Annotated in this window: 21 protein-coding genes and 2 tRNA genes; 8 read left to right on the plus strand and 15 right to left on the minus strand. The window is 34.3% G+C overall.

Going from position 1 to position 25,724, the window contains the following annotated elements; translation table 11 throughout:
• The first annotated feature begins 186 nt into the window (after positions 1–186).
• Positions 187–2,181, plus strand: coding sequence for an NAD-dependent DNA ligase LigA (ligA, locus tag H5T45_00705; protein MBC7128239.1), 1,995 nt, complete (start codon positions 187–189; stop codon positions 2,179–2,181).
• A 151-nt stretch (positions 2,182–2,332) separates the two neighbouring features.
• Here ligA and H5T45_00710 read toward each other — a convergent pair whose 3' ends face one another.
• Entirely contained in the window at positions 2,333–2,563 is a 231-nt protein-coding gene (locus H5T45_00710; protein MBC7128240.1) for a hypothetical protein, read from the minus strand.
• A gap of 201 nt (positions 2,564–2,764) precedes the next feature.
• Between H5T45_00710 and H5T45_00715 the strand changes: the two genes are divergently transcribed.
• Positions 2,765–4,108 carry an NADP-dependent malic enzyme gene (locus tag H5T45_00715; protein ID MBC7128241.1) on the plus strand — a complete coding sequence of 448 codons (1,344 nt, stop codon included), beginning with the start codon at positions 2,765–2,767 and terminating at the stop codon, positions 4,106–4,108.
• Entirely contained in the window at positions 4,105–4,545 is a 441-nt protein-coding gene (locus H5T45_00720) for a toprim domain-containing protein (GenBank protein MBC7128242.1), read from the plus strand. The genes H5T45_00715 and H5T45_00720 overlap by 4 nt, the downstream gene beginning before the upstream one ends.
• A gap of 11 nt (positions 4,546–4,556) precedes the next feature.
• On the opposite strand, the gene H5T45_00725 is transcribed toward H5T45_00720, so the two are convergent.
• Genes H5T45_00725 through H5T45_00745 form a run of 5 tightly spaced genes read right to left on the minus strand, consistent with a single transcriptional unit; the run spans position 4,557 to position 9,221 of the window.
• Entirely contained in the window at positions 4,557–6,296 is a 1,740-nt protein-coding gene (locus H5T45_00725) for a succinylglutamate desuccinylase/aspartoacylase family protein (protein ID MBC7128243.1), read from the minus strand.
• Between the two features lie 55 nt (positions 6,297–6,351).
• On the minus strand, positions 6,352–7,347 hold the full coding sequence (locus H5T45_00730; GenBank protein ID MBC7128244.1) for a bifunctional phosphoglucose/phosphomannose isomerase: 996 nt from the start codon (positions 7,345–7,347) through the stop codon (positions 6,352–6,354).
• A gap of 13 nt (positions 7,348–7,360) precedes the next feature.
• Positions 7,361–7,765: a CoA-binding protein gene (locus tag H5T45_00735; protein ID MBC7128245.1), complete on the minus strand. Its 405-nt coding sequence runs from the start codon at positions 7,763–7,765 to the stop codon at positions 7,361–7,363.
• Positions 7,762–8,811 (minus strand): ATP-NAD kinase family protein, encoded by a 1,050-nt coding sequence (locus H5T45_00740; GenBank protein MBC7128246.1) that lies wholly within the window; start codon positions 8,809–8,811, stop codon positions 7,762–7,764. Before H5T45_00740 ends, H5T45_00735 begins: the two co-directional genes overlap by 4 nt.
• A 5-nt stretch (positions 8,812–8,816) precedes the next feature.
• A complete protein-coding gene (locus tag H5T45_00745) occupies positions 8,817–9,221 on the minus strand; it encodes a hypothetical protein (protein MBC7128247.1) in 405 nt (134 codons plus the stop codon).
• Positions 9,222–9,389: 168 nt separating this feature from the next.
• Between H5T45_00745 and H5T45_00750 the strand changes: the two genes are divergently transcribed.
• Both H5T45_00750 and H5T45_00755 read left to right on the plus strand, forming a co-directional pair.
• Positions 9,390–12,473, plus strand: a complete 3,084-nt coding sequence (locus H5T45_00750; GenBank protein MBC7128248.1) for a carboxypeptidase regulatory-like domain-containing protein — start codon at positions 9,390–9,392, stop codon at positions 12,471–12,473.
• Positions 12,474–12,524: 51 nt separating this feature from the next.
• On the plus strand, positions 12,525–12,842 hold the full coding sequence (locus H5T45_00755; protein ID MBC7128249.1) for a hypothetical protein: 318 nt from the start codon (positions 12,525–12,527) through the stop codon (positions 12,840–12,842).
• Here the strand turns inward: H5T45_00755 and H5T45_00760 are convergent.
• The 4 genes from H5T45_00760 to infB all read right to left on the minus strand — a co-directional run bounded on the left by H5T45_00760 (position 12,839) and on the right by infB (position 17,798).
• Entirely contained in the window at positions 12,839–14,125 is a 1,287-nt protein-coding gene (locus tag H5T45_00760) for a tryptophan--tRNA ligase (protein MBC7128250.1), read from the minus strand. The two genes, H5T45_00755 and H5T45_00760, sit on opposite strands and share 4 nt — an antisense overlap.
• A gap of 37 nt (positions 14,126–14,162) precedes the next feature.
• Positions 14,163–14,233, minus strand: a tRNA-Cys gene (locus H5T45_00765).
• A gap of 21 nt (positions 14,234–14,254) precedes the next feature.
• Positions 14,255–16,087: an ATP-dependent DNA helicase gene (locus tag H5T45_00770; protein ID MBC7128251.1), complete on the minus strand. Its 1,833-nt coding sequence runs from the start codon at positions 16,085–16,087 to the stop codon at positions 14,255–14,257.
• Positions 16,080–17,798: a translation initiation factor IF-2 gene (gene infB, locus H5T45_00775; protein MBC7128252.1), complete on the minus strand. Its 1,719-nt coding sequence runs from the start codon at positions 17,796–17,798 to the stop codon at positions 16,080–16,082. The genes H5T45_00770 and infB overlap by 8 nt, the downstream gene beginning before the upstream one ends.
• 68 nt (positions 17,799–17,866) lie before the next feature.
• On the opposite strand from infB, the gene H5T45_00780 reads away from it, so the two are divergent.
• Positions 17,867–18,484, plus strand: coding sequence for an HAD family phosphatase (locus H5T45_00780; GenBank protein ID MBC7128253.1), 618 nt, complete (start codon positions 17,867–17,869; stop codon positions 18,482–18,484).
• A gap of 4 nt (positions 18,485–18,488) precedes the next feature.
• Positions 18,489–19,094: a DUF1614 domain-containing protein gene (locus tag H5T45_00785; protein ID MBC7128254.1), complete on the plus strand. Its 606-nt coding sequence runs from the start codon at positions 18,489–18,491 to the stop codon at positions 19,092–19,094.
• Between the two features lie 73 nt (positions 19,095–19,167).
• On the opposite strand, the gene H5T45_00790 is transcribed toward H5T45_00785, so the two are convergent.
• The 4 genes from H5T45_00790 to H5T45_00805 are packed head-to-tail and all read right to left on the minus strand — an operon-like array spanning position 19,168 to position 23,973.
• Complete coding sequence (locus H5T45_00790; protein ID MBC7128255.1) at positions 19,168–19,620, minus strand: hypothetical protein; 453 nt, start codon at positions 19,618–19,620, stop codon at positions 19,168–19,170.
• Positions 19,613–21,634 carry a hypothetical protein gene (locus H5T45_00795; GenBank protein ID MBC7128256.1) on the minus strand — a complete coding sequence of 674 codons (2,022 nt, stop codon included), beginning with the start codon at positions 21,632–21,634 and terminating at the stop codon, positions 19,613–19,615. The genes H5T45_00790 and H5T45_00795 overlap by 8 nt, the downstream gene beginning before the upstream one ends.
• The gene (locus tag H5T45_00800; protein MBC7128257.1) at positions 21,622–21,828 is read right to left on the minus strand and encodes a hypothetical protein; all 207 of its coding nucleotides are present in this window, start codon (positions 21,826–21,828) and stop codon (positions 21,622–21,624) included. The genes H5T45_00795 and H5T45_00800 overlap by 13 nt, the downstream gene beginning before the upstream one ends.
• Before the next feature lie 6 nt (positions 21,829–21,834).
• A complete protein-coding gene (locus H5T45_00805) occupies positions 21,835–23,973 on the minus strand; it encodes a DEAD/DEAH box helicase family protein (protein MBC7128258.1) in 2,139 nt (712 codons plus the stop codon).
• Between the two features lie 188 nt (positions 23,974–24,161).
• On the opposite strand from H5T45_00805, the gene aspS reads away from it, so the two are divergent.
• On the plus strand, positions 24,162–25,451 hold the full coding sequence (aspS, locus tag H5T45_00810; GenBank protein MBC7128259.1) for an aspartate--tRNA(Asn) ligase: 1,290 nt from the start codon (positions 24,162–24,164) through the stop codon (positions 25,449–25,451).
• Positions 25,452–25,611: 160 nt separating this feature from the next.
• Here the strand turns inward: aspS and H5T45_00815 are convergent.
• Positions 25,612–25,720, minus strand: a tRNA-Tyr gene (locus H5T45_00815).
• Positions 25,721–25,724: the final 4 nt, after the last annotated feature.

Consider the following 25,724-nt stretch of genomic DNA (forward strand, 5'->3'; position numbering starts at 1 on the left):
TCCCATCCCATTTTAATCAAAAAAATGATGGGATCCTCTCTTTATTTTTTTATAAATTTTTCAGGCTACGAGTTATACCAAAAATGGTTAGCCTTTTATATGATGAAGCCTAATCTGTATCCGCCTTGCAACAGAGAAAGCTCCAAAAATGAAAAAATTTTTTAATCAAAGTCTTTAATGCTTAATATGGATAAAGAAGAGGCAGTTAAGAGAATAGAATGGTTAAGGAAAGAAATAAACAGGCATAATTATCTTTATTACGTTTTGAATAAGCCCGAAATATCTGATGAGGAATATGATAAATTAATGCAGGAATTAATATCTCTTGAGAGAAAATATCCTGATTTAATAACCCCAGATTCGCCCACTCAGAGGGTGGGGGCTCCTCCTGCTAAAGAATTCAAAAGTGTTCGTCATGTTAAACCCATGCTAAGCTTGGATACAGCAAATGATATTGAAGAAGTAATCGCTTTTGATAAAAGGGTAAAAAAAGAGTTAGGAATTAATGAAGTAGAGTATGTTGCTGAGCCAAAAATGGATGGTTTAAGTGTTGAATTAATATACGAGAACGGAAAATATGTTAAAGGTTCTACAAGAGGGGATGGAATAAATGGAGAGGATGTCACCGAAAACATAAGGACAATAAGGGCTGTGCCACTTGTGCTTAGAGAAGAGGAAGTCAAACCTCCCACTTTTCTTGCAGTAAGAGGAGAGGTGATAATGCATATCGAAGATTTTGAGAAATTCAATAAGGAGTTGATTGAAAAAGGAGAGGAGCCGATGGCAAATCCAAGAAATGCGGCATCTGGCTCTTTGAGAAGGCTTGACCCTAGGGAGACAGCAAGCCGTCCTCTAGATATATTTTTTTATGAAATTATGAGGGTTGATGGAATTGAGGTAAAAAATCAGTGGCAAGCTCTGGATTTGCTAAAAAAATGGGGTCTTAAAACAAATCCTCATTCAATAAAATGCGGGAATATAGAAGAGGTAATAAAATACCATGAAGAGATGAGTAAAAAGAGAGAGGAACTGAGTTATGAAATAGATGGGATTGTAATAAAAGTAAATGAGATTAGGCATCAAATTCTCTTGGGAGAAAAAACCCGCTCCCCAAGGTGGGCAATCGCCTATAAATTCCCTCCCCGCAAGGAGGAAACACAGATAATGGATATAGTCGTTCAGGTTGGAAGAACTGGCATATTAACACCTGTTGCCCTCCTTAAACCTGTTGATGTCAAAGGTGTAACAGTATCAAGAGCAACTTTACATAACGAGGATTATATAAAGCAGAAGGATGTGAGGATTGGGGATTGGGTAAAAGTAGGAAGGGCAGGAGATGTTATACCAGAAGTAATGGAAGTAATAAAAGAAAGAAGAACCGGTAAAGAAAAAATTTTTTCGATGCCAAGCAAATGTCCTGTTTGTGGGAGTAATGTTGTTAGAGACGGGGCATACTACAGATGCACGGGCGGGCTATCATGCATTTCTCAGTTGAAGAGAAGTATCGTTCATTTTGCCTCTAAGAGGGCAATGGATATTGAGGGGCTTGGAGGAAAAACAGTTGATTTGTTAGTTGATAAAGGAATAATAAAAAGAGTTAGTGATATATATAAGATAAAAAAAGAAGATTTGACAAAACTTCCTAGATTTGCTGATAAATCATCGGAAAATTTGCTGGAAGGAATAGAGAAAAGTAAGGAGAGGGGTCTCGCACGCTTTATCTATGCCTTGGGTATTCCCAATGTTGGGGAACACATGGCAAGGTTGCTTGCTGAGAGATTTAAAGATATTGATACCCTTATTAATGCAAAAGAAGAAGAATTGATGGGTGTGCCGGAAATAGGACCCGAGACAGCAAGCAGCATAATAAACTTCTTTAAGGAAGAGAAAAACAGGGAGGAAATAGAAGAATTGAAAAAATGCGGTGTAAAAATGAAATATGAAGAGGAAATAGGGAAATTATCTGGATTAACTTTTGTGTTTACTGGCGAACTAAAAAGATTTACAAGAGAGGAGGCAAAAGAAATTGTTGAAAAATTGGGAGGAAAGATTGCGAATTCTGTTAGCAAAAAAGTTGATTATGTTGTGGTTGGTGAAAAACCTGGCAGTAAATATGAAAAAGCAAGAGAACTTGGATTAAAAATAATAAATGAGGAAGAATTTGAAAAGATGGTAAGTTAGAAAGATATTGATTTATCCTATCTTTAATCCAACATTATTTTTGCTTATCCTTCATTTCTTTTGGTGTGATTCTTCATTCACTCTATTTTCAGTATTTCCGAATGTTGTGTTAGATTTTGATTTTTGCAAAAAATAAAAATTTTTTATCAACTTAATTTAAATCTATGAAAACAACTATTCCATCTTTTGTATCTTTTATCTGGGATAAAATTTTATTTTGAATTGAATAAAATTCATCTAAAATTTCTTTAAAATTTTTCTTACTTAATCTTGTATAAACTGTGTCAGCATCTGGAATTTTATATTTTGTTATTTCTTCCAATCTTTTGCAACCATTTTCAAGGTATCTTCCCCTTATTGAGCAAAATGTTATCCCTTTCAAAATTTCTTCATATTCATATATCGAATTTTTATTGGAATGAAAGTTAATAATATTTCTTACAAAACTAAAACAAAGTCTATTTAATTTCCTTAAAGATTTACTATTTGCCTCAGGAAATAATTTTTTCTAAATTTTCACTTTCGGAAATACTGATTTTAGGAAAAAATTTAATTTATCTAAAATATTATGCTTGGTGATTTAATGGAAAAGAAAAGTGTTGAAGAGTTATTAGAAAAGGCAAAAAAACCAGCCCAGGAAGCAATGAAATTGCATCCTTTTTATAAGGGGAAAGTTCAGATAATGCCGAAATGTCCAATAAGAAGTTATGATGACTTTGGAATATGGTATACGCCTGGCGTTGCGGAGCCCTGCAAGGATATAGCCAAAAATCCTGAAAAAGTTTTTGAGCATACAAATAAGGGAAATTATGTTGCTGTTGCAAGTGATGGGACAAGAGTTCTTGGATTAGGGGACATTGGGCCGCTTGCTGGCCTGCCTGTTATGGAGGGAAAGGCTCTACTTTTTAAATATCTTGGGGGCGTGGATGCTTTTCCAATAATGATTGATACAAAGGATGCTGATGAATTTATTCAGGCAGTAAAGTGGCTTGCCCCAACATTTGGAGGTGTAAATCTTGAAGATATTTCCTCGCCAAAATGCTTCTATATCCTTGACAGGCTTAGAGAGGAGCTTGACATACCTGTATGGCATGATGACCAGCAGGGAACAGCCGCCATAACTCTTGCTGGCATCATAAACGGGCTTAAAGTAGTAGGAAAAAAACTTGATGAAGTTCTTTTCTCAATAATAGGGATAGGGGCTGCAAATACCTGCCTTATAAGAACTTTGATAAAGGCTGGTGTAAATCCAAAAAATATAATTGCTGTTGATTCAAAAGGAATTTTAAATTCAAACAGAAAGGATATAAAAGAAATGGAAAAGGAAAATCCATACAAATATAAGATTGCAATTGAAACAAATGGTGAGGGAAGGGAAGGAGGTGTAAAGGAAGCAATAAAAGGCACCGATGTATGCATTGCCGCCTCAAAACCAGGACCAGGAACAATAAAAAAGGAATGGGTGGCAGAAATGAATGATGACGCAGTAATGTTTGCCGAGGCAAATCCTATACCAGAGATATGGCCGTGGGAGGCAAAAGAGGCTGGTGTTAAAATCTTTGGCACAGGCAGAAGTGATTTTCCAAATCAGGTAAATAACAGCCTTGGTTTTCCCGGCATATTCCGTGGCACTCTTGATGTGAGAGCAAAAACAATAACTGATGAAATGCATATAGCAGCAGCATATGCAATAGCTGAGGTTGCGGAAAAGAAGGGACTTAGAGAGGATTATATCGTTCCAACAATGGATGACTGGGAGGTATTCCCTTACGAAGCAACAGCGGTTGCAATGAAAGCTATTGAGCAAGGGGTTGCGAGAGTGAAGAGAAGCAGAAAAGAAATTTATGAAATGGCTGAGGAAGCAATAAGAAATGCAAGAGAACAAACCCAGCTTTTAATGAAACACGGATTGATAAAACTTCCATGAAGAGGGACGAAGAAAATCTCCGGAAGATAGAAAGAACTTTGGAGGAGCTAAAGGAGAAAAATATTAGCATTCCCATAATTGTTGAAGGAGAAAAAGATGTAAAAGCTTTACATGATTTGGACATAAAAGGGGAAATAATAACAATTCATGGAAAATTACCAAATTTATGCGATGAAATTGCTTTGAAATATAAGGAAGTAATTATATTAACTGACTGGGATGAAGAGGGATGGAAATTATGCAGAAGAATGGAAGAGAATTTGAAAGGAAGAATAAAATGTGTTACAGATTATCACTCCCTTTTTTCTCAATTCATAAATTCAAAAAATGTTGAAGGAATGCCAAAATTCATAAAAAATCTGAGGAAAAAAGTTCTGGATAAAAATGTGCATAAAAAACAAGCGAGAAATATGGAAAATAACGATATTGGTGATTAATTATTTTGGAGTCATCTTAAAATTAAAAGATAAGCATCCAAACCGTCTTCCCTAACCCTATCCTCATAATACATCTTTACAATGATTTTATTCTTTCCGATTGCATTGCATATTTCCCATTCATAGGGTTTTTCATTATCCTCATATTTTAATTCATCATTCATATAAAACTCAACTTTATCATAATTTCCTTCAACCTTTACACTCATTTTTCCGATTATAAATGTCTTCCCTATTTTTGCTATCTTTCTTCCCATTATATAAAGATAACCCTCCTCTGGCTCGCTTATCCCTCCGATTTTTATATGGAGTAAAGGAGATTGCCACCATATATTTCCCTTAATTTTTTCAATTCCGTCGCTCGTATTTAATTCTTCATAATAGCTTTCATTTGTTCTTTCCCATATTACTCTTAAATATGAATTTCCATAAATTTCTTTAGCAACTATATTTGAATATATTCCATCAACTTTAGCAAAAGCAACTGCATATAAATCATTAGCATTATCTGGTATTTCTATCTCCTCCTCCCAGATTTTTCCGTCCCAGTATGTCCCTCCTCTATAACTTCCATTATATTCATCATGAACTTTTCCTTTTATTCCATCTGATATATCTGAGAAGCTATAAAAAACATAGGTTTCCTCAACAACAAGTGCGCCATAAACCTGCCATTCAAGATTAATTTTATCTCCTGTAAAAAATTCGTCATTTAGCCACATTATATATGGCTGGGCAATATCAGTCTGATGAAGAGCAATTTTAATTACCTCAGATATATAACCGCTATTTTCATCTCCAAACTGCCTTTCAGGCGGGTCTTTTGTTTTAGACATCTCAGGTGTTATCCATAAAATATTACATCTTTCATATTTTCCTTTTACGAACTTCTCTTCCGCCCCGCTGCCTGCCCCATATGCCCATGCAGCTATGCAGCCTGGCGCCTCATAGCCAACAGTGAGAGGAATTGTGCCAATATTATCCTCATTTAAAGCCCCTCCATATGAGCCAACAAATTCACCGAGGCGAAGAGAAGAGATATGATAAAAATAAAAATCAGGTGGCGCGTAATAATATATTTTTCCGGAAGGAGAGATTGCTGAAATCTCTTTATGGGTTGATGCCCATGGGTAGAGAATCATTCTTGCTCCTCCATGAAAATCAACTCCAACTCTTACTGAATGGTTTTCTATAAAACTGCAAAGTGTTTTCCCATTTATACTGCCCCATAGTTTTGAATTCACACCCTGCCAGTCATAGTCTGCCTCCCTGTTTAAATCCCATCCGTTTTTATCCCATCTCTGTTTATTATCAAATCCATAGGGATTGTGGCTTATTTCAATATATATTTCTCTGTTGTCCAGCAGGTTTCTTATCCATTTATCATTTTCATCAATTCTATCCATGAGCCATTTTGTAAACCAGTATAAGCCAACTGTTCCAACTGTTTCATCTCCATGAGGACCACCAAGAAACAAAACTTCTGGTTTTAAAAAGCCATTGCTCTCATTTGTTATCCTTACATAATATAAATCATATCCTCCATCGGCTTTTCCATAGCCAAAAACCTCATTTGCCTTAAAAACCTCAATATATTCAGGATACTTTTCTTCAAGGCTTTTATACCATGAAACAAGCTCTTCATAATTATCTGGTTTCTTTTTTTCATAATTTGCTTGCGAAAAACCTGTAATAAATGATATTGATAATAAGATAGCAAGCACAATTCTTAATTTATTTTTTTCAAACATTTTAACACCATCATGTATATCCTTACGAATAAAAAGCTTTTTCTAGGGTTTGATATTAATATCTCGTGATGAAAGAATTCCTTCTGAGCCATCTGCTATGATGAGGATCTTGAGTGCTGAGTTCCTCTTTCAATTCTTTTATTAATTTTGTTTCTATAGGATTAAATTTATCCAAATTTGCTTTATAAACGCTTACATAATCCCCCATATAAAGGGAGGATATCATCTTTGTAAAATCCCTCTTTCCTTCAGCAAAATATTCAATTACCTTTGCCTTCTCACCATATCTTTTTTTCATAAAATCAAATCTTTTTGCCGTTTCCTCATTTTCATTTCCTCTCAAAAATATACAAGTTAAATTCTCCAAATCTCTTTCCCATGCCTCAATTTCATTATGATTGCATTCACTAACCGAAAAATCAAAGGCAAGCATTTTTGCATTCTCATTGAACTGCTGGCGCCATCTTGTGGCTATGCTTGCCATGCATCCGTAGCCGTATATCAATGCAGTGCCTTCTATTTTTTTTGCAATTTCTTCCGCAATATTTCCTTTTTCATTCATTCTATTTCTTAAAGTCTCCGCTATCTCTATTGCCTCCCTGTAATTTTGCCTCTCTATGAACCCGTTATTTTCAAGAGTTACCATAAGAGTAAAAAGTAGATAGGCGATAGCAAATCTCGGGGGCAAGCCGGCGGGCAAAATTATCGAATTTCTCTCCTTTGAAAGAATGCCACCAGATGTTATAACAAGAATTTTACACTTCCTTTTTTTAGCCTCTCTATAGCAAGAAATTACCTCTGAGGTATTCCCGCTGTAACTCATTGCAATAAATAAAGTGGAGGAATCTGCAAAATATGGGAGCTTATAATCTTTAACAACAATAAATGGAACTTTTGAAAAATGCTTTATTATCTCCCCACTTATTCCAGAGCCGCCCATTCCGCAGAATATTATCTTGTTTGCATCAAAATAAAAATCGTGGGATTTTGCTATTTTTATTGCATCCTTTATTTGTTCCGGAAATGAATTAAGAAGCGATATTGCTTCCATGATAGTAAAAACTTTATTGTATAAAATTGTTTATAACCCCAATACAGGCATTAAATATAATATCTATCCTATCCTTATATTTCTCAATTGCTTCAATATTTTCCGAGCCAGGTTGAAACCATATAAATTTTGCCTTTATCTCAATTGCTTCTCTCAATACTTCCTCTGCATAATCTCTGTTTCTGAAAACATCCACAATATCTATTTCCTCATTTATCTCTTTAAGAGATGAATAAACCTTTCTCCCAAGAATTTCTTCGTTTGCATATTTAGGATTTACCAGAAATAAATTATGTTTATCAAGTTTTTTTGCAATCTGATAGCTTGCTCTTTCCTCATTTTTTGATATACCCACGATTGCAATATTCTTTGCATTTTTCAAAATTTCAATTATTTTATCAAATTCTTTTATTATCATATTACTCTCATTATCTTCTTTTCTTTATACCCTATATAAACAGGAATAAAGCCTCGGAGCATTTCATTTACTTCCTCACTTCCAGTATCCACCTTCAAATAATCAATTTTATCTAATTTTTCTTTTGTTGAAACAACTATTATATTTTCCTTTCCCACTTTTTTTATTATTTCGGCGCTTATCGGCTGGTTTCCTCTTCCAAAAATAAATCCCTGCCCTCCAAGCGGAGAGATAACAATTTTTGCCTTTTCTCCTAAAAATCTCTTTATATCTTCCTCCCCCGCATCTTTAAAAATAATCTTTCCATTCTTTATCAAGTCTATACCAAGAAAAGAGCCATTGCCGATCCTCTTTTTTATTTCCCATGTTGTACTTCCTCCTCCTATTATATATAAAATTTCATTATTCATTTCTTCAATAACCCATGAAGCGATTTCCTCCTTATCATCTCCATAATAAGTTTCTTTTCCACACTGAATTTTTTTATGGGAGGGAACAATTGCATAGCCAACCATCTTTTTTATTATCTTCTCTTCTCTAATTGCATCCTCATCTATATCAAATATTTCTCTTTCCTCGAAATTCAATTCATCGATTTCATCGATTATCTCAGCAGCATCTCTCGGAGTTAGTGCAAATACACCAGAATACATCTTAACCCCAGAGGGAACACCAAGAATTGGAATCGAGGAGCCAACAACTTCATAAATATCTTTTGCAGTTCCATCCCCTCCAACAAATACTATTATGTCCGCAAGCTCTGAAATTATTTTTGCACTTTTTTTTGTATCCTCAGCTGTTGTCTTTCCTCCTGTTTTATAAACAACACTTAATTTTTTTCCACTTTTTAAAATAGCATTTTCTCCCATTTCAGATGAGCATGTTATAAATTCATAATCTTTTTTTATATTTGATAAAAATTCAATGGCCCTCTCTATCGCTATTGGTCTAGCCCCTCTCTTTATTGCTTCCTCGAGATTTCCATCTGTGCCCTTTAAGCCAACTTTTCCTCCCATTCCAGCAATTGGGTTGATTATAAAACCTATTTTCTTCATTTGATGGTTTCTATTCTCTCCTGAATGATTTTTTGCATTTTAAAAAGGGATTGTTTTATTTTATCTATTTTTTCCCTTGTGCTATCAGGCATGCTTTCTACTTCATCCTCTATATGCTCCAAATACCCTCGGCACGCTATCAATGTATTAAGCAAATCATATGAAATTTCTCTTAGAGGAGTAAGCTCCAGATCTCCTCTTCTCTCTCTTATAAGATGCGTCTGTGGCTCCTTTCTATAATTTATTTTTTCATATAGTTCAAGATAAAGCTGAAGCGCCTTTACAAGCTCATTTCCTAAAACAGTATGCTTCTTTCCATATTTTTCTTCTACAAACTCCTTAAATTTAAGCCATATTTTTTCCTGTTTATCATCAACCCTTACTCCAATCGGCTTGCTCATATTTTGCTAACAATATAAGCAGAATTTAAATATAAGCCTTTTGCAAATCTTTGGTAAAAAGCAAAATCTTTATAAAAAGGAATTGAATTCTACTTGTTTAAAATGGAAAAAGAGAAAAAGTTAAAAAAGGAAAAGCATTTTAGAAAGAAAAATTAAGGGGGAATGAAAATGAATAGAAGAAATATTAAAAAAATAGGAAGTTTGGTTGTGGTAGTTGCAATATTAGCGAGCGCGTTGCCAGTTGGAGCACAGGATACAAATCCGCCAGTTACAACAGTAACATTTGAGCCAGATTTGCCAGTCTGGGGATGGCATGTAACAAATGTAACAGTAACATTAACTGCAACTGATGATGAGAGTGGGGTAAATGCAACATATTACAGAATAAATGAAGGAGATTGGATAACATATACGGCGCCATTTACATTGAGCGCGCCAGGAAAGCATACCATAGAATATTATAGCATCGATAATGAAGGAAATGAAGAAGAGCCTAAGACGGCATATATTCCAATTGCAAATTTAACTGCATTGCAGGTAACTCCAGCAACCGCAAACTGGAATGAAACAAAAACAATTGAAATAAACAATGCGGAGGGAACAGCTTATTTATATGCTCCCCGTGAAACAACACCAAGATATACAACTGCTGGACCAGGCTACATAAGATGGTCAAATGTATTGCTAAATATAAGTGGAAAATGGTGGATTATTGATATTGTAGATGATAGCAAAGCAAATGCATTTGCAATAGATGTTAAACCCGTTGAGCTTGTTGTAAATGCGACACCAGATGAAGTTGATTACATAAAGGTAGGGAAGCCAGGATGCTACATAAACATTGAAGGAACAGTTACGATGGCTGGTCAGCCCGCAACTCAGGCAAAAGTTAAGTTAATTTATCCCGATGGAAGCAGTGAAATCCAGAATGTTACCACAACAGGAAGTTTCTCATTTATAGATAAAAATATAGGGCAGAAGGGAGCGGGCGCATATAATGTTACTGCATTTATTGGAGATGAAGATTATCCAGATGCATCTGGCTATGATGTTGTAAATGTTAAAACAGTTACTCCAAATATAAGTGTAGTGGTTAATGATGCAGTTGGTGGATTTGATATAGGAAAAGTGGCATTTGAAGTAACATATCCAGAAGATGGGTTGCAATTGCTTCCAGGAAGCAACTATAACTTATCCATCTATAAAGGCGGAGAGCTATATGCATGGAGAAATAATACTGGAACAAGCAATGAAACAAAAATTGCATTTACCATAGATGGAAAATTCCTTAATCTGACATCATCAATGTGGGAATCTGGAAACTATTTGCTTAAAGTGAATGTTGATGTAACAGGAGATGGAAACTGGGAATATGTTGGCGAAAAAGATTTTGCCATTGCCTCGCCGCCAGCAGTGAACCTAAAGATTTTACAGCCAGTGGATAAAACAATGAATGTTTTGGCACCTGCAGCGAATAAACAGCTATTAAGAATTCAGATATTTGGAAGCAATATGACTACTTATGGCACGCCAGAAGCGCTTGGCATAGGAGCAAATAATGAAAATTTAACTGAAAGAATTAAGATAGAAGGGGATTTGCTTTATTCTCCACCAAAAGATGCGTATAACTATATAGGAAATGGAACATGGGAAATAGATGTATTTCCGATAAAAGGAAATGGATTTATTTATATAAATATAACATGGCCTGAGAAAGGAGAAGCAAAGGAAACAATAAATATAAGTGATGGAGGAGTTGCAATTGTTACACCAAAATCAGTAATAGTAGATACACCTACAGATATTGAAGTGGAGGTTAAGGATAAATATGGAAATCCAGTTGCAAATGCAAATGTAAATATGTATTATGAGGATGATCTATACCTTTTGGGTGAGGCTGTTGCAAACGGAAGCATATCAGGAGATGGCTCACCTGGAAAAGGATTGAATGGAAAATACAATTTCACAATTAATTCAAAATATGCTGGAACTAATATAATAGTTGTAGTGGATTATGTAATAAGCGGAACAGGAACACAATATACATATGCAAGAATTGAATCAAGAGCAGCTCATGATTTAAATGTAACTTTTGCTCCATCAAAAGTTCTTGCTGGAGAGAATACCGAATTTACAGTTAATGTAACAAAAGGCGGACAGGCATATTCAGATAGCTTCGAATTCTACATATTGAATGAAACAGAATTGCAGAAATTGCATGATGGAACACTTGATCTGCCATTGCCAGTATATATAACAAGCAGTGCAAATTCGACATTCAAGTATTATATAGAGGAGGCAGGGGATTATTACCTATATGTAAGAACAGCGGATAAGAAGCATGACAATATGCAAAATGAGCCAAGCTTTGAAGTAACAAAGGCGAAGGTTACTGCAAGCCCAAGTTTGCTTGTAAAAAATGTTGATAAAAATACAACAGTTTCATTCAGTGTTGTATGGAATGAAAAAGCATTGAACGGAACACTCCGTATAATAGGAATAAGCCCGCAGAACATTACATGGGTAAATGATACAATTGAGATAACAATAACGGATGGAATAGGAAATGTAACAGAGATAAATGCAACAACAATTGGAAATATAACATTTGAATTCAAACCAGCTACTGAGGGAAGTGTTTTTGCAGAAGCGGAAGGAATGTTAAGGATAACAACTCCAACAGTTGAAATACTCGAGCCAGCGGAAAAAGTTGCATTCCTTGCAGAGGAAAATCTGATAACAATAGTTGTAAAGCATCCATTAACAAATGCAGGAATTGAAGGACTTAATGTTGAAGTAATTACTCCAATGGGTGCAATAGATGTTGGAGAGACAGATGCAAATGGAAAATTACTATTTGGAATTCTTCCACTTGAAACAGGAAAAATACATATATATGTTGAAGGAGATGAGGCGGGAAGCATAGATATAGCCATCGGCTTAAAGATAGTTGTTCCAGAACTTGAAAAAGGAAAGGAAGCAAAAATAACAGTTACAACAAGAGGTGGAAAACCAGTTTCTGGAGCAAAGGTAACAATAGACGGACAGACATTTACAACAGATGCAAATGGAGAGATTAAATTCACACCAGATAAGGAAGGAAACATAACAATAGTTGCAGAGAAAGACGGCTACTACAAGGCAACAAAAACAGCAGAAGTGAAAGCGGGGGCGAAGGCGCCTGGCTTTGAACTATTGGGCTTTGCAATTGCGATGCTTGCAGCGATAATACTTTTGAGGAGAAGAAGATAAACCAAACCCCTCTTTCCAAAATATTTTAATATCTCTTTTTCTTTTTATCTAATGGTTGATGAAGAAGATGAATTCAGGAAAATAATGAAGGAAATGGGTAAAATATTTGAGGAAGTATTTAAGGATGTTATGGAACAATTTTCTGGAGAAAAAATTTTTGAAATAAATGAAGATGATAAAAAAATTTATGTAACTGTTGAGCTAAATACAAAAGAGGAAGATATAAAAGTTAAGGTATATAAAAATGCGATTGAAATAAGATTAAAAAATGGATGGGCAAAGAAAATTGATTTTCCATGCAAAATCAAGAAAAAAATAAAGAAAACTTTTAAAAATGGCATTCTTGATTTAGAAATAGAAAAAGCTTAGATATATTCTTTTATTTCATCCCTTGCGAATTCTCTTTTTTCTTTTAATTCATTTAAAAAATTTGAAAGGAGTTCATGGGCATATTTTTTGCATTCTCCACATAAAATTTCTCCATTCCTGCATTTCTCCCTTATATTTAAAATTTCTCCATCGCTTTCTATAACTCCATAATTGAAAATTTCATATATAATGCATTCCTCCGGTTTCCCCCCATATTTTCTTTGCTCTTCTGCAGAAGTTGCTCCTCCAGTTTTTGCATTCCATATTTTCTTTTTTAAATCATTTAAGTCATCTGTAAGAAATATTGCGTATTGCGGTCTGCTGCTCGACATTTTATTTCCGTCCAAACCAGTTACGAAGCGATGATATGTTGAAGAAGGAAGGATGAAGCCATATCCACCATTTTCTCTCTCTGCTTTAGCAATTTCATATTCAAAAGAAAATATGTCATCAATTTTTGCATATATTGCTTTATATCCATCAATTCTCTCTATAACCCTTCCAAAATTATTTACAATTTCTTCAGCAATATCTAAAAATTTTTTGACATTTTCCTCACCCTTTATAAATATTCCAACCCTATCATCCTCTCTAATTATACTATATATACGATGGGCGCTCGCCACATCCCTGCAAAGCCTTATATGGGGGTCTTGGTCAATCCCAACAGGAACAAGTGTAGGGCATATTCCACCATATTCATCGAGTTGAACATGCAAAATATCTCCTATTTGAATGAATGGTGCAAAAATATGTGCCATGTTTGTTGAACCCTGAAAGCCATAAATTGCATTTATCTGGGAAAAATTTGATTTTTTAGCAAGAAGATATGCCAAATCCTTTACTTCTTCATTTTTTGATTGAAAATATATTCTGCATGGTTTTAAACCAAGAGCAATGTAATTAAGTATATATTCTTCGATTGCAATTCTTTCTCCTTCTTTAATAGAAATATCTCTTGTGGCGTATGCTTCTATATCTGCGACTGCAATACTAATATTTGCTCCTATTGACTGGTAATAAATAACCTGATCTATTACTATTTTATGACCGAAATGCATTTTCCCAGATGGCATTAATCCAGTTAATATTTTCCATTTCATTCTTCTTTTAATTGCCTCTTTTATGTTATCAAATCCTCTGTGCCCGAAAACAATATTTCGGCGGAAGAAAAATGGTGGATGAGGTAAATCCTCCCATAGATTGCCCGAAAATTTTTCTATTCCAAACTTCTCAAATAGCTCATCATATTCATATTTCTGCGAGCCCCATGGGTCAATCATAACATTGCAAGTTATGAAAACATATAAATATTTTGGAAGGGCGGGGCGGGAATTGAACCCGCGTATGCGGATCTGCAGTCCGCCACCCTACCACTAGGTGACCCGCCCATTAAAAAACATGAAAGGTTTTTAATTTTTTCCGAAAAATTTGTTTATTTCTTCCAGCAAGTTATCTGCTTTTTCCATTTCAATGTATTTTCTGAGCCTTATAGCTCGCTCATCCAATATGATTGCGATTCCTCTATCATTTTCCTTCCTTATAAGCCTGCCGATTGCCTGCATTGTTTTTCTTATTGCGGGGGCTTCAAAAGCATATTTCCATCCATTCTGATTTTTATTTTCATAATATTTTTGCAGTGCTGACTGTTTTGCAGAAGGAGGAGGATATGGCAATCCAACTATCAAAACAATTTCAAGTTCCTCTGAGGGAAAATCAATTCCTTCAGATATTTTTCCTCCTATAACAGATAAAAAAACTCCTCCTGATTTTTTAAAATTTTCTATCTTATTCATTAATTCTTCCTGTCTCTCATTTCTTCCTTCAACATACAAATTTCTGCTTATATTGAGAACATTGATAAATCTATTCATTACTGAATAAGAAGGAAAGAAAACCAGAGTATTTTTATTCACATTATTGCATATCTTCTCTATGTAGCCTGAAATTTTTTTAACCATATCATCATCAATATAATATTTCGTTGATATTCCCTTTAGATATAAAATCCTCCTATTTTCTTTTGGAAAAGGAGAAGGAAAGATTGCTTTCTCCGCCTTTATCCCAATTGAATTTATATACTCATCTAAGGGTTGCAATGTGCCCGACATATGAATTGTTGAATAAAATGAATTCAGTATTGAAGATGCTATAGATGGCTCCAAGCAGTAGGCAACTATCCTTAAATTTTCATTTTCCATTTCAATCAATTTAACCCATCTGTTATCTAAATCAATCCAGTAAAGAATAAAGTTACCTATGCTTCTTAAAAAAGAGCGAGGAAAACTATTATTCTTTTCCTTTATATCAGCAATTGCCTCACCATATCCAATCATGCCCTCCGCAATTATTTTTATCTGCTCAACAGAAAAATATTTTTTAAGCATATTTTCAAAAAAATCCCCGATTATTGCATCTCCTCCTTCAGATATTTCAAATTTCTCTCTTATCAAAATAAAAATCTTATCCAAGATATCCATAAAATTAGAAATGTTTCTATCTCTGACATCGTATTCCTCTATCTCCTCCATTCCATTTTTTAATGAATTATATGAAAGAGATGTTGAAAGCAATTCCCTGCAAAAATCTGGCAAGTTATGGGCTTCGTCTATTATAAGTATTGTTTTTTCTGGAGGATATTGATACATGGAAAAAAATTTCTCCCTTAATATTTCATCAAAAATGTAAATATATGGTGCTATAACTGCTCTTGCTTTTTTAACCAATTCCTTATTTATCTCATATGGACATATATTGTGAATTTTACCGTATAAAAAAATTTCCTCAGATGATATAACATTCTCAAAATCATTCTTCATTTTTAAAAAATTTTCAAAAAATATGCATCTATTAAAATCATCTTTTTTGCGCTCCATACTTCCCTTCTTCCTCCTCGCGCATATCCTCGAAAGCTCTTCATTTGCACAATTTCTGAGAGATGGAAAATTTTCAACCAGAAGGCACATATTATTTCTACCCTGCAATCCAGTCGCTCTAATTCCCCCTTTCATCCTTTTAATTTCAATTATCGCCTGCTTTTGCTGGGAGTTTGTCCTTGTTGTATAAACCACCCCCATATCATTTTCAATTGCAAATTTAATGCAGGGCGCCAGCACGCTTATTGTTTTTCCACTCCCGGCGGGCGCCTCCATCACGAGATTTTTTCTTCTTTTAAGGCATTCTTCAATTTTTGAAATAATTTCGAGCTGAAACTTTCTTGGGTTATATGGGAAAAAATCAATCATGCTTTCTCTTTATTTTTATTACTTTTTCAAGAACATCCTTTTCATCAATGCTCAAATCTTCTTCAAGCAATTTTTGAATATCATTTTCGCTTAAATCAACAAAGAGTATTTGCTCTGGCTTTATCTGCCTTCCAACAGTTGCCCCTTCTATTGAAATTGCAACTTCCATTCCCTTTGTTGCTCTATCAAGAGATCTCTTTTCCATCTGAATGCTTTTTATTTTTCCAATCTTTTTTCCATCTTCTCTTATTAAATGTTGCTCGGGTCTTATTTCCCCAGCAAGAACTCTTACTCCAATAATTGCTGGCTTACTCAGCCTGAAGGTGCAATTTGGAAGGAAGAGAATCATTCCTGGATATGTTATTTCCATTCTTTTTTTCTCCTCCTCTTCCTTCCTTTTATTTTCTCTCCATTTCTCAAGTTTTTCAATTAGATGATAAACAACACTATCTGTTATTATTTCCACACCCTCACTATCCTCCACTTCAGGAAGAACTTTTACATTGAAACCAATTATTGCCCTATTTACCTCTCTTTCATTTGTTTTTGCCTCAAAAATATCCCTTTTTGATATATCTCCTATTTCAGCCTTCCTTAAAGGTATATTTTTCTCTTTAAGAATTAAGGATATTGCTTCAAGAGAGCCGAGCGCATCTGCTTTTAATACAACTCCTTCATCGGTTGTTTCAATATTTATTTTCATCTCCTCCTCTATCTTCTTCATATCTTCTTCAACATTTTTTAAAACTTTTATCGGAGCTCCAGCAAAAGCATCTTCAAGTCGCGGGGCAACTATTTTAACCCCGCATGCTGCGGTAGCAATTTTAACTCTCCTGAACTTTTCTTCAGGAGCCCTTATTTCATCAAGTGGCTTTGGCTTAAGCAAGGCTCTTACTGTTGTAATTATTGCTCCTTTTTTTCCAGCAACTATTATTTCATCTCCTTCCTTAATTACGCCATTGTAAATTATTACATCAATAGTTGTGCCTAAACCCTTTTCTTCTTTAACTTCAAGAACAGTTCCCTCCGCTTCTTTTTCCTCACAAATCAAATTTTCTTCAAGGAATTTTTGAGATAAGCCAATCAGAATCATTATCAGTTCGTCTATACCTTCGCCATTTTTTGCTGAAATAGGAACAATTGCAACATTTCTCGTAAAATCCCTTATTCTGTCATATCTATCTGAAGAAAAACCCAAATCATAAATTTGCTCGACAAGCCTGTAAAATTTTTTATCAAAATCTTTTTTTGCCATTTCATTTTGTTCTTCAAGTCTTTTTGATATTACCCCTTCTTTTTTTCTCCATAAATCAATTAAATCTATCTTATTTGCTGCTATAACAAAAGGTGTCTTGTATTTCTTAAGTATTGCAACCGCCTCTTTTGTCTGTTCCATTATTCCCTCATTTATATCAACAACAAGAATAGCAAGGTCAGCAAGAGCTCCACCCCTTGCTCTCAAAGTTGTAAAGGCAAAATGTCCTGGTGTGTCGATAAAAAGCAAGCCAGGAATTTTAAATTCCTTTCCTTTAAGCAAATTACCACATATTTCTTTTACTGTTTCTATTGGCACTTCAGTTGCTCCTATATGCTGTGTGATTGCTCCCGCCTCCTTTGCGGCGACACAGCCGCCTCTTATGTAATCAAGGAGTGTTGTTTTTCCATGGTCAACATGTCCGAGAACTGCAACAATTGGTTGTCTGAAGTACATGAAAGAAAAATTGCAGGCAATTAAATAATTTTTGCCAAAAACATTTTTATCATTGTTAGAATACCATTATGCTTGCTGTGTTTGACATGGATGGGGTATTTATTGAAGAAAGGAGCTCATGGAAGGTAATTCATAAAAAATATGGAATAAAAAATGATGATATTGTTGAAGCATATAAAAGAAGGGAGATAGGCGATGAGGAATTTTTAAACAGAGACATTGAAAGATGGAGGGAAAGAGGAATAAGGAGGAAAGATATTGAAGAAGTTTTCAATTCAATAGAACTGACCCCTGGATGCAGGGAATGTATTGAATATTTTAATAAAGTCGGGAAAGTTGCGATAATATCAGGGGGAATTGATATTCTTGCAAAAAGAATTGCAAATTTTGGAGTAGAATATGTTTTTGTAAATGGAATAATCTATAAAAATGAACTACCATGGAAAGCAATTTTAAATGTTCCTCTAATGGAAAAGGGGAAAATACTTGAAAAGTTAATTGAAAAATTGGGCTTGGAAAAAGAAGATGTAATTGTTGTAGGGGATACAAAGTATGATGTTGATATGTTTAAAAGGGCTGGTTTAAAAATTGCCTTCAATCCAACAGATGAAATAAAAAATTTTGCAGATTTTGTAATAGAAAAAAGAGATTTAAATGAATTAATTAAAATATTTGAAAAGCATTAAAAATATGCTGACCGCACTCCTTATATTAATAATATTTGCGCTGATTTCCTTCCTTGTTTATTCAATCTTTACATATGTTTTTGAAGAAGTTGGTTTTAAATGGTGGGAAGCAAGCTTAATAGTTTTTAGCTCCCTGCTTTTTAGAGAGGTTAATATCCCTCTTTTTCAATATGAAAATTTAACCATAGCAATAAATTTAAGCGGTGCTCTCCTCCCGTTGCTGATAAGTGCCTACTTAATTTTATCAAGAAAAATATTTTTAAGAAGTTTGCCAGGAATAATAATTGTAACATTTGTTGCATACATGGTTAGCTATGCATCGCATGAAGGGATTGTATCGCCTTTTCCATACTGGCTTTTGCCGCCCATTTCTTCAGCTCTCTACAGCTTGGTCGCTGGCTATAAAAATAAAAGGAAGGTTGCAAGCATTGCCTATTCATGTGGGACATTTGGGGCGATTATAGGCGCGGATTTCCTCCATTTTAAAGAATTTTTGGAAATGAATTCGAGCAGACAAATTGTTGCAAGCATAGGAGGGGCAGCGATTCTTGATATGGTATTTCTTACTGGAATAATTGCGGTTATAATAGCTGCCTTATTTTATGAATGAGAAAAATTAAGCGGCATAATTTGGTGGAAAGAGTTAAACTGCAACGCATTTTTTACTCCCCAGGACGATATGTTCATTCAACCGTTTTTTCATGCGATAGCTTTTCGAATATTTTCAAAAGCTCTATCTCGAGTTTTTTAATGTAGCTTCCAAATTCCCCACTAAAAACCTTGTTTTTTAGTATTTTTATCCCGCCCGCAGCATAACTCTCAGCAATTGAATAGACCTCTTTTGGATTGAGTAAAACTTGTAAATCCCCCCTTTTATCAGCGATTGCAACAGCCTTTATAAGAGCTTTTTCCGCTGGATTTAAATATGCTACTCTATCATAATCCTTTGTTTTTTCTCTTTCTAAAGAGATCTTTTTTCTTTCACGATAGCCGATAGCCATTGCCATTAGAAACACTGCTTTTCTTGTAGAATTTATAAATGGGCTTTCTTTTTCGTTGAGTAGGGTGTTGAAATCATCTAAGTCAGTAGCTCTAACCCGTATTATTAACGGTTCTTTGGGTCTATCCTTATTCATAGGGTTTCACCTCCGCCTCGCTTCCAGAAGTATATTCTTTGAAATTTATTTTGTAATCCTTCCAAACAACATCTGATAATGCATCCCTTACATGGGATGTGTACTCGGTACTGGTTACCAATAATATCACCTGAGTATTTTTGAAATGCTTTGGTATCGTTTTGGCAATATTCTCTCTAGGTTCTCTATCAATTCTTGCTAAGGGTGTGTCTATAATTATAGGAGCGTCTATACCTGACACCGTATTTAATGCCGCTATAAATGCGAGTGCCAATGATTGTCTTTCTCCGGCACTTAATGTTCCTAGCGCAGGTCTACCTTGCTGGTCAGTTACTGAAAAGGTGTAGTTATCATCTATTTTTACATCACTATATGTTATCGCTTTTGGGATTATAGCGAAAAACTCTTCTTTAGTTTTTCTTTCTATCTCCTCTCTGGTTTCCCTCATGATTTCTTCTGTAATCCTTTGTGCAGCATTTAAAGCATATTCACAAAATGAGTTTATTTTTCTTAATTCACTTAATTTTTTCTCTTTTTTAAGTTCTTCATCCAAATCTATCTTAATAGCCTCTATCGTTGTTTCGGTTTGCCTGATTTGGGCGCACAATTCCCCTATCTTTTCATCTGCCTTCTTTATTTCGTTGTTATAATCCTCGTATCTCTCCTCCAACATTTTTATCTTTTCAATATTCACACCTTTAATTTCGTCCTCTATATTTTTCAATCTATCTCTTTTCCTATTAAGATCTTCCTCCATCTCCTTAATTTTCTCGGTGTATTTTTTAAGATTCTTATCAAAACCAATCATTTTTTCTTGGTGTCTTCTCAATTCGTTGTGAAGCTCTATAATTTCCTCTGTTATATTAGTTATCTCGTCGCACTCCTCTAAAAGTTTCTTTATTCTTAATCTATAATCATTATCCTTAGATATATCCATACCACATATACAGACACCCTCTTTTAACAATTTTTCTAAAAAATTTCTTTTATAATCTGGCGGGATCTCTCCAGCCTCCTTTCTCTTAGATATAGGTTTTAGTGATTCATCGATTGCATCGCACAGGAATATTGTTGGCGCAACACTGATAAGATAAGCGGCTTTATTTTTTTCCTCCTCAGCAAATTCATTATCAATCCTTTTTAGATCTTTTTCAATACTCTCCCTCTCTTCTGCTAATCTCTTAATATCTTTAGGAGAAATGCCTATTAATTCTTTTTGAATCTCTTTTCTATCTGCTTCAGCTTCTTTTCTATGTGCCTTTAGTTTTTCTAAATCTTCTTCTAATTTTTTCTTTGAAGCTTCAAAACACGCCTTTTTTTCTTCTAGATCTTTTATTTTAGGCGTTAGATCCTTAGATAAGGCAAAAAACTTTTTCTTCACCTCTTCTAAATGAGAAATCACTTTTTTCAACAAATCTAGTTGTGCGATTCTAAATACGGCTTTTTTTATTTCTTCTCCAGCCTCTTCTCTAAAGTAGTCATCCAATCTCTCCCCATCGAAAAAGAAGTATTCATGAATTTCTTTAGGAAAAATCCTTTGAATCGCATTAGTTGGGTCACGGAAGTAGCCCATATCTTTCCCTATCTGTACAAGTATCTCAAGTTTTGAACCATCTGATTGATTTGAGAAATATCGATCCTTGATTATTTCGATTTTATTTTCATCTAATTTTTTCACCTTAGCGGATCTTTTAATTTTATATTTTTTACTTTTATCAATATTAGTTAGGCCTATCTCGACTTCTATATCAGCGATTTCATTTTCTCCTACCTGGGATAGAGAGAGTGTGTTAAGGAGTGGCAACCCTTCATATTTTTTAGATAGGTAAAATTCCTCGCCATAAAGGCACCAAGTAATCGCGTTTAGAAAATTAGTTTTTCCTGCACCTGTTGTCCCTTCGATAACTATAACATTTTTTCCAGGTTCCACGTACATATTATCAATTACAACATCTTTATACTGCCTATAATTTTTTAATTTAATATAATCAATGAACATTTCTACACCTCCCACTCTTTTGCGTATTTTTCAACAAGTTTCATATATTCATCTTGCACCCCTCGTGGGCGACTTTCGTATATATAATTGAACTCCAGCATAATTACTTCCCACAAAAATTTCTTAATTATATCTGGGTAGTCGCCTTTATCTATTTTACTCTTTATTCTTTCACTAACATCTTCTTCTATTTTCTTCTCTTTTCTCATTTTCCTTTACACCCCTTCCCATAATTTTTTTTCGATTTTATAAATATTATTGAGGCACTCTAAACTATTGACCGCGATTTCAGCGAATTCTTTATACCTGATTAATTCTTTATAAAATATCTTTCTTTCCAAATCTTCTATTGAGGAGTTATTTATCCATGAGAGTGCAGGTACCACTATAACATCGTATATTATTGCTTTTTCTTTTCCGGGAAAACGTCTTAGAACTCTTCCTCTCCTCTGAATCCATTCTCGGGGGTTACTACTACTCATTAGGATTATTGCAGTAGTAGCGGCTGGTACATCAACTCCTTCATCTAAGCATCGGATAGCCACTAAAACTTGGTATGTTCCTTCCGCAAATTTTTGAAGTAAAAATTCTCTCTCTGATAACCCACCATACTCCTCGCTAGGGGTAATCTTTTCTCTTAGAGTAAATTTATGTTGGGTGATATTCAATTCATTCAAAATATTTTGTACATGATTTATTTGTTCTGGCGAACAATAAACCAAACAATGTTTAATATTCTTACCCATTTCTTCTATTATTTTTTTAAAAGTATCGTACTTTTTAATTGCGTTTTTTATAATCTCCTGTCGTTTAACGCACAATAACGAAAACCATTTCTTACGCTCGTTATCTGTTTTTGAGCTATAGTATGATTTAGCGATTTTTTTTGTGACACTCTCGTATCTTTCCAATTCTTCCTTATTTAATTCCACAAAATAAGGTTTATATTCGTAGGGTACCAGATAAGTTTTCCCTGTAGCTGGATTTAGTGTATTAACAGCATCTTTTAACGAAAATTCGAACACAGTGCCACCGAAATAATTGAAAAGTGTTTCAGTACCTTCCAAATCAAACCATCGCTTAGGTGTTGCGCTTAATCCTAGCCTAAAATGGTAGAGATCCAGCAAACCTCTTTTCCTTTTTGGCGCTCCAATTCCATGAACTTCATCTACAATCAAAAACAATTTTTCATTTGCAGATCGAATTATTTTGATAAAATTATCTGTATGAAAAGTGGCGTGTGTTGTTAGCACAATTAAATTATTTTCAATCCCGATTTTTATATCTATTAGGGAATCAGAGAGTTTATCTTTCCAATCAGGATTGCTACTGTCTGCAACAATATATTCACAGGTTAAACCAAATTCATCTATATCATTAATCCACTGTCTTATCAAATGATTAGATGGGCAAGTTATAACTGCTATTGTTTTATTATAATTTTCCATTACTTTTTTAAGGCATCCTAAAGCAGCAAAAGTTTTCCCTAAACCTGTAGCCATCTCAAAAATTCCTTTCATGTCATTATTAAACCATTTCTGAATCGCATCCTTTTGATGTGGGTAAAACTCTATTTCCTTCTTCTTTTCTCCTTTCTTCAGATACCATCTTTGGAGGTAAACCTCATCGATGTTTTTTGGTGCTATTTCGATTAATTTCCTTTTAACTGCTTCGGGCACCTCCATAACTATTATTCGGGAAGCTTTATTATTCCAGAATCTTTCAAATTTTAATATGTCGGCCTCTACATATTCTTTTTCCTCTTTTATCCATTTTCTAAAAACTTTAAATTCCTCAATATTTTTTAGCCATCCAGACGCAGATTCGTTTATAGATCCACTAAAGGTAAGAATATCTCCCACTATATCTTTTAAAATTCCTATCTTTTGATGAAACACACCTTGTAATTGAATTTCATCGAAACTCAGGGGTTGTCCATCTTCATCTGAAACTATGGCAACTTTTATTTCTAATCTTTTATTCGCAATCATCCATCCGAGCGCAAAAATATGATCTCTTATAAATTCATCCTCTAATTTTTCTAGTTCTTCAACCATTCTCCTCTCTACATAGTTTTGAGGATTTTCAGTAGCATCTTTAATAATTTTAATGTCTTTTTCATCTAATTTTGGTGATACCAATAATTTCATTGTGCCATTGTTTTTTATTAACCCAAGAATTCCTCGTGCCGCGATAGCTAAACTAGTCGATGAAAAAAATCCAGCAATCCTGTCATACTCTATACACTCTGATAACGCCGGGATATAAAAATCGTTTAAAATATCATCAGTATCTGATGAATATGTCTTTTTTAATGACAAATCTCTAAACCCCATATTTGCACCAATTTTCAATCAACTACTATTATCTAATATAATAGAATTTTAAAAATTTTGTGCCTATCGCTTATAACTATCTCTATAGAGCGAATGAAAATCCTCTTTATCAACCGTTGCCCGATCTTCAAAAATTATTTAACTTTTTGCGATGCCGAATATCAGCAATGAATGAGAAAAATTATAAGGCAAGGAAATATAACTTTATGCTTCGCACCCATTATATAAATGAAATAAGCGAAAAGGAACATGAAAAAAGGGTTTGCATTGCTGGATGGGTTGAAGAAATAAGAAATCTTGGAGGAATAGCATTCATAATTTTAAGGGATAGAAGTGGGAAAGCACAAATCACAGCAATAAAAAAGGAAAATGCCGAACTTTTTAAGGCAATTACCTCGCTGAACAGGGAGAGTGTGATATCAGCATGCGGAATATGCAAGAGGAATGAAAAAGTAATGAATGGATGGGAAATTTTGCTTGAGGAATTTAAATTAATCAGCGAGGCATCAACACCTCTTCCAATGGGAGTAATAGATAAGGTTAATGTTGATTTCGATACCCGTCTTGATAACAGGATAATAGATTTAAGAAAAGATGATGTTAAAGCAATTTTTATGATAAGAAATTCATTTATAAAGTATGCTTCAGAATTTTTAAGAAAAAAAGGTTTTATGGAAGTTCATACTCCAAAAATTTCATCTTCATCATCTGAAGGAGGAACAGAAGTCTTCAGAATAGATTATTTTGATAGAGATGCATATCTTGTGCAATCTCCCCAACTATACAAACAAATGTTAATGGCAACTGGTTTTGATAGAGTTTTTGAAATAGCATGGTATTTCAGGGCGGAGGAGCATGACACAACCCGCCATCTTAATGAATCAACTGCTGTTGATATAGAAATGGCATTCATCGATAGCGAGGAAGATGTGATGAGAATTGCAGAGGAAATGACAGATTATTCAATAAATAAAATAGTTGGTGAGAATAGCAAGGAATTGAGCATTCTTAACGCTGAAATAGAATTCCCATCTCCTCCATATCCAAGAATAAGGTATGATGAAGTTGTTGAAATACTTAGTAAGGAAATAAATTTTTCATGGGGAGAAGATTTGGGGGCGGATGAGGAAAATATTTTATACAAAAATTTGGGATATGATATTTATTTCATAAAGGATTTCCCTCTATCATCAAAACCATTTTATGCAATGCCATCTGGGAAATATGCAAGAGCATTTGATCTCGAGCTAAGGGGAATGGAAATTGCATCTGGCGCACAGCGCATTCATGATTATGAACTGCTTACTAAAAGAATGATCGAGCTTGGAATGAATCTAAAAAATTTCGAAGAATATCTGAAAGCATTTAAATATGGAATGCCTACCCATGGCGGATTTGGTTATGGAATTGAGCGCTTCCTAATGAGCTTTCTTAAATTGAAAAATATAAGAGAATGCATACTTTTTCCAAGAGATAGATACAGAATTAAACCTTAAGGCATAAATAATTTCCTCATTTGGAGAAGTATAAAATTTCTTATTCCATACAAACCCTGAAATTTGTGATATGCATTTTATATGCCTGTTTTCTCTCATCTTCAAATCTTATTAAAATCTCATTCCAACTAAAATTGATCTAACATATAAATTTTTAAAGTCCCGGCGGCCGGATTTGAACCAGCGACTTGCGGATTTCCGCGGCGGTGGGTTATAACCCAAGAGATGCAACTACAGTCCGCCACTCTACCAGTCTGAGTTACGCCGGGCAAT

The organism is Thermoplasmatales archaeon (genome assembly GCA_014361245.1).
Lineage (GTDB): Archaea > Thermoplasmatota > E2 > UBA202 > JdFR-43 > JACIWB01.